General features: G+C 70.2%; 3 protein-coding genes and 2 pseudogenes. 3 read left to right on the top strand and 2 right to left on the bottom strand.

Going from position 1 to position 5,294, the window contains the following annotated elements; genetic code table 11:
- Positions 1–732, bottom strand: a pseudogene (miaA, locus tag AC2W7M_RS19320) (tRNA (adenosine(37)-N6)-dimethylallyltransferase MiaA); the annotation flags it as partial.
- Between miaA and serB the strand changes: the two are divergent.
- Positions 731–1,630 carry a phosphoserine phosphatase SerB gene (serB, locus tag AC2W7M_RS19315; protein WP_486134145.1) on the top strand — a complete coding sequence of 300 codons (900 nt, stop codon included), beginning with the start codon at positions 731–733 and terminating at the stop codon, positions 1,628–1,630. The pseudogene miaA and the gene serB sit on opposite strands and share 2 nt — an antisense overlap.
- 3 nt (positions 1,631–1,633) lie before the next feature.
- On the opposite strand, the gene erpA is transcribed toward serB, so the two are convergent.
- On the bottom strand, positions 1,634–1,984 hold the full coding sequence (gene erpA / locus AC2W7M_RS19310) for an iron-sulfur cluster insertion protein ErpA (RefSeq protein ID WP_486134143.1): 351 nt from the start codon (positions 1,982–1,984) through the stop codon (positions 1,634–1,636).
- Positions 1,985–2,062: 78 nt separating this feature from the next.
- On the opposite strand from erpA, the pseudogene AC2W7M_RS19305 reads away from it, so the two are divergent.
- Together AC2W7M_RS19305 and argS are read left to right on the top strand one after the other, a co-directional pair.
- A pseudogene (locus AC2W7M_RS19305) lies at positions 2,063–3,267 on the top strand (deoxyguanosinetriphosphate triphosphohydrolase).
- Between the two features lie 35 nt (positions 3,268–3,302).
- Positions 3,303–5,063: an arginine--tRNA ligase gene (gene argS / locus AC2W7M_RS19300; protein WP_486134141.1), complete on the top strand. Its 1,761-nt coding sequence runs from the start codon at positions 3,303–3,305 to the stop codon at positions 5,061–5,063.
- Positions 5,064–5,294: the final 231 nt, after the last annotated feature.

The following is a 5,294-nucleotide window of genomic DNA, read 5'->3' as shown; positions in this document are numbered from 1 at the left end:
CGAGCGCCAGCGCCGCCACCTCGCGAGGGGCGCCCTGGTTCAGCATGGACGAGAAGCGCGCGTCGATGCGCCGGCGCAGCGCGTCGCGCTGCGCCACCAGCACGAGGCGCACGCAGTCCTCCGGCGCCAGAAGGGGCGGCTGCGCGTCCGCCTGCCATTGGGCGAGCGGGCGGCCGGTGGCCTCCAGGACCTCCAGCGCCCGCAGCACCCGCTGGCGTCGTTCACGTTGAGCCGGGCGCCGGTTTCCGGGTCGCGGGCGAGAAGCCGCGCATGGAGGGCAGCATTGGCCTCGCCCTCGGCCCAGCCCCGCACGCTTCGCGCACCTCGGGTGGGATGGGCGGCACGCGCGAGGCCCTGCGTGAGGGCGCGGAAGTAGAGTCCGGTGCCGCCCACCAGGATCGGCGTGCGCCCCTCGGCGCGGGCCGAGGCGATCGCGGCCGTGGCGTCCGCGGTCCAGCGGCCCACCGAATAGTCGGTGTCGGCGTCCACATGGCCGTAGAGCAGGTGCGGCGCGCGGTCGAGATCGGCGACCGATGGACGCGCCGTGATGAGGGAAAGATCGCCGTAGACCTGCATGGAATCGGCATTGATCACCACGCCCCGCGCGTCCGCGCCGAGGCGCTCGGCGAGGGCCAGCGCGAGCGCCGACTTGCCGCTGGCCGTCGGACCTGCGATGAGCACCACCTTCGGCGCCTTCTGCCGCCTCACCTTTTGACGCTCCGGTTGTTCCATGGCCCTGGTCGCGACGCTCATCTCCAATCCTGCCGCCCCCGCTCTCACCGCGGAGGCGGAGCAGATCGCCCGCTCCGTTCTGCCGCAGGCGGAGGAGGCCGTCACCCTCTGGCCCGAGGTGGCGGCTGACATTCCGTTCCTGCCGCCGCTCGGCGCCGATCCCGGCCCGTTCGAGGACAGGCTGCGGGAGGCGCTCACCGGCCATGCCCTCGATGTGGTGGTGCAGGGGCGCACCGGCCGGCGCAAGCGATTGTTCCTCGCCGACATGGATTCCACCATGATCGGCCAGGAATGCATCGACGAACTGGCGGACTTCGTCGGCCTCAAGGCCCATGTGGCCGCCATCACCGAGCGCGCCATGCGCGGCGAGATCGCCTTCGAGCCGGCGCTGCGTGAGCGCGTCGCGCTGCTGCGCGGGCTGGAGGCGAGGGTGGTGGACGAGGTGCTGGCCGAGCGCATCCGCCTCACCCCCGGCGGCCCGGAGCTGGTCGCCACCATGAAGGCGAACGGCGCCTATGCCGCCCTCGTCTCGGGCGGCTTCACCCTGTTCACGGGCGAGATCGCCGCGCGCATCGGCTTCGACACACACCGGGCGAACGAGCTGCTGCTGGAGGCGGGGCGCCTCGTCGGCGCGGTGGCGGAGCCCATCCTCGGCCGCGAGGCGAAGCTCGCGTCGCTGGTCGAGCTGCGCGACCGGCTGCACCTCGCCCCGTCCGAGACCATGGCGGTGGGCGACGGAGCGAACGACCTCGCCATGCTCGGCGAGGCGGGCCTCGGCGTCGCCTTCCACGCCAAGCCGGCGGTGGCGGCGGCGGCGCGGGCGCGCGTCGACCACGGCGACCTCACGGCGCTTTTGTTCATGCAGGGCTATCACCGCGACGAGATCGTCGGGGCGTAGGGCTCAGAGCGAGAAGCTGGTGCCGCAGCCGCAGGAGGAGACGGCCTGCGGGTTCTCCACCCGGAACGAGGCGCCGATCAGGTCGTCCACGAAATCGAGCCGCGAGCCGGCGAGATAGTCGAGCGAGACCTTGTCCACCAGAACCGTGGCGCCGTCCTTCTCGATCACCAGATCGTCGGCGCCCTTCTCGCGCGTCACGTCGAAGCGGTACTGGAAGCCCGAGCAGCCGCCGCCTTCCACGCTCACGCGCAGCACGCTGCCCGGCGCCTCGCCGGCGAGAATTTCCGCGATGCGCTGCGCCGCGCTCTCGGTGACGGCGAAGGGGATGGTCTCGGGGTGCGTCAGGGTGTCCATGGCATCGACTTTACGGGTTGAAGCTGGCATTGCGCCATAGGTAAGAGCGCGGGGCGCCGAATTCAAAGGGGGAGGACCATGGCGGTTTCCGGCGCGCGGCCCATGGCGGCCTATGCGAGCGACGCCACGAAATCGCGCGGGCGCCTTTTTCCCGAGGCGGACATGCCGCCGCGCAGCGCCTTCCGCCGCGATTGCGACCGCATCATCCATTCCACCGCCTTCCGCCGGCTGAAGCACAAGACGCAGGTGTTCGTCTTCAACGAAGGCGACCATTTCCGCACCCGTCTCACCCACACCCTGGAGGTGGTGCAAGTGGCGCGCTCCATCGCCCGGGCGCTGGGGCTCGACGAGGACCTCGCGGAGGCGCTGGCGCTGGCGCATGATCTCGGCCACCCGCCGTTTGCCCATGCGGGCGAGCGCGCGCTCGACGCGTGCCTCAAGGACCATGGCGGCTTCGACCACAACGCCCAGTCGCTGCGCGTCGTCACCCGGATCGAGCGGCGCTATGCGGATTTCGACGGGCTGAACCTCACCTGGGAGACGCTGGAAGGCATCGCCAAGCACAACGGCCCGCTCACCGACCGAGAGGGCCGCGGGATCGGCCGCTATGCGGGCGGGCTGCCGCATGCCATTCGCGTGCATTCCGGCCTGCAGGACCTCGAATTGTGGAGCCATGCCGGCCCCGAGGCCCAGGTGGCGGCGCTCGCCGACGACATCGCCTATGACGTGCACGACCTCGACGATGGCCTGCGGGCCCGTCTGTTCGCCGTCGACGATCTGAAGGACCTGCCGCTGGTGGGCGCGGCGCTCGCCGAGGTGCGCGGGCGCTATCCCGGGCTTGATGTGCCGCGCACCGTGAACGAGGTCATGCGCCGCCTCATCACCCGTCTGATCGAGGATGTGGTGGACGAGACCTCGCGGCGGGTCGAAGCCTCCGGCGTCGCCCGCGCCGCCGACGTGCGGGCGCTCGGCCGCCCGCTCGTGGCCTTCTCCGACGCGGTGCGGGAGAAGGAGACGGCCATCAAGGGCTTCCTCTTTCCGCACATGTACCGCCACGCGCGGTGGTGCGCATCATGGGTGATGCGCAAGGCGTGATCCGCGACCTGTTCGCCCATTTCACGGCGCAGCCGCGCGACATGCCGCCCTCCTGGCAGGACGACCTCGATGTCTCCGACACCCCGCGTTTGACCCGGCGCGTCGCCGACTACATCGCCGGCATGACCGACCGCTACGCCCTCGACCAGCACGCCCGCTTCTTTGACTCGACGCCGGACTTGCGTTAGGCGCCCCGGCGACCAACCCGATCGGACCCATATCCATGAACGTCTACGCGATCTTCGCCGATCACGTGCGCGAAGCCGTCGCCGCCCTCGTCGCCGAGGGGCAGATCTCCGGCACGCCGGACCTCTCCCGCGTGGTGGTGGAGCCGCCGCGCGACGCGAGCCACGGCGACCTCGCCACCAACGCCGCCATGGTGCTGGCGAAGGAGGCGGGGGTGAAGCCGCGCGAGCTGGCCGAGCGCATCGCCGCGCGCCTTGAGGCGCTGCCGTTCGTGGCGAAGGTGGAGGTGGCGGGGCCGGGCTTCATCAACGTCGCGCTCGATGCCGGCTTCTGGCCCAAGGTGCTGATCGCGGTGCTGGGGGAGGGGCTCGACTTCGGCCGCTCCACGCTCGGCGGCGGCGAGAAGGTGAACGTGGAATACGTCTCCGCCAACCCCACCGGCCCCATGCATGTGGGCCACTGCCGGGGCGCGGTGTTCGGCGATGCCATGGCGCGGCTTCTCGCCTTCGCCGGCTATGCGGTGACCAAGGAATACTACATCAACGACGCCGGCGCGCAGGTGGACGTGCTCGGCCGCTCCGCCTATCTGCGCTACCGCGAGGCGGTGACGGGGGAGCCGTCGGAGATTCCGGACGGGCTCTATCCCGGCGACTATCTCGTGCCCGTGGGCCAGTTGCTGGCGCAGATGCACGGCGCCGCCTTCCTGGAGGCGCCCGAGAGCGAGTGGCTGCCGATCTTCCGCTCCTTCGCCATCGGCCAGATGATGGAGATGATCCGCGCCGATCTGATCGCCCTCGGCATCGAGTTCGACGTGTTCTCCTCCGAGCGCGCGCTCTCGCAGGGGCCGGTGGACAAGGTCGGCGCCACCATCGAGGCGCTGCGCGCCACGGGCGAGGTCTATGAGGGTCGCCTGCCGCCGCCCAAGGGCGCCCCCATCGAGGATTGGGAGGACCGTGAGCAGACCCTGTTCCGCTCCACCGACTTCGGCGACGACGTGGACCGGCCGCTGAAGAAGTCCGACGGCAGCTACACCTACTTTGCCGGCGACATCGCCTACCACAAGGACAAGGTGGAGCGCGGCTTCCTCAGGATGATCGACGTCTGGGGCGCCGACCACGGCGGCTATGTCAAGCGCATGCAGGCGGCGGTGAAGGCGGTGTCGGGCGGCAAGGCGAGCCTCGACGTGGAGCTGATCCAGCTGGTGCGCCTGTTCCGCAACGGCGAGCCGGTGCGCATGTCGAAGCGGGCGGGCTCGTTCGTCACGCTGCGCGACGTGGTGGAGGAGGTGGGCCGCGACGCGGTGCGCTTCATGATGCTGTTCCGCAAGAACGACGCGCCGCTGGATTTCGACCTCGCCAAGGTGATCGAGCAGTCGCGCGAGAATCCGGTCTTCTACGTGCAGTATGCCCATGCCCGGGCCAAGTCGATCCTGCGCAATGCACTGGAACAGTTCGCAGATCTGCCGCAGGAGCCGGCCGCGTTCGCAGCGGCGGACCTGGAGCGGCTCGACGACGAGGGCGAGACCGCACTCCTGAAGCGCCTTTCGGCTTGGCCGCGCCTGGTGGAACAGGCGGCGAGCGCACGCGAGCCGCATCGGGTCGCATTCTATTTGCATGATGTGGCAAGCGATTTCCACGGCCAGTGGAACCGGGGAAAAGACCTGCCATATTTACGCTTCATTATGGAGAATGATCGACAGTTGACCTTGGCTCGCTTGGCCTTGGTTCACGGCGTGGCCACGGTGCTCGCCTCAGGTCTCAGGGTTCTGGGGGTGGAGGCCGTCGACGAGATGAAGTGACCTCTCGTCCCCTGGCCCGGATCGCCGGCTCTGCCGGCAACCGAGCCGCCGGGCGGGGCGGACAACAGCACATCGAGGCGACATGGTCGAGGAAAGCAGGTTCCGCTACCGGCGTGACGACGGCATGGCCGGCGCAGGGTCCGCGACGGACGCGCGCTATGCGCGGACGGTGTCCACGCGCACGCCGGCACCGGACGTGCGCGGCGTCGACCGCGCCGATGCGGCCGCGCG

It is taken from the genome of Xanthobacter sp. BG11Y11_SDJG, assembly GCF_057364445.1.
This window is presented reverse-complemented; position numbering and strand designations above follow the sequence as displayed.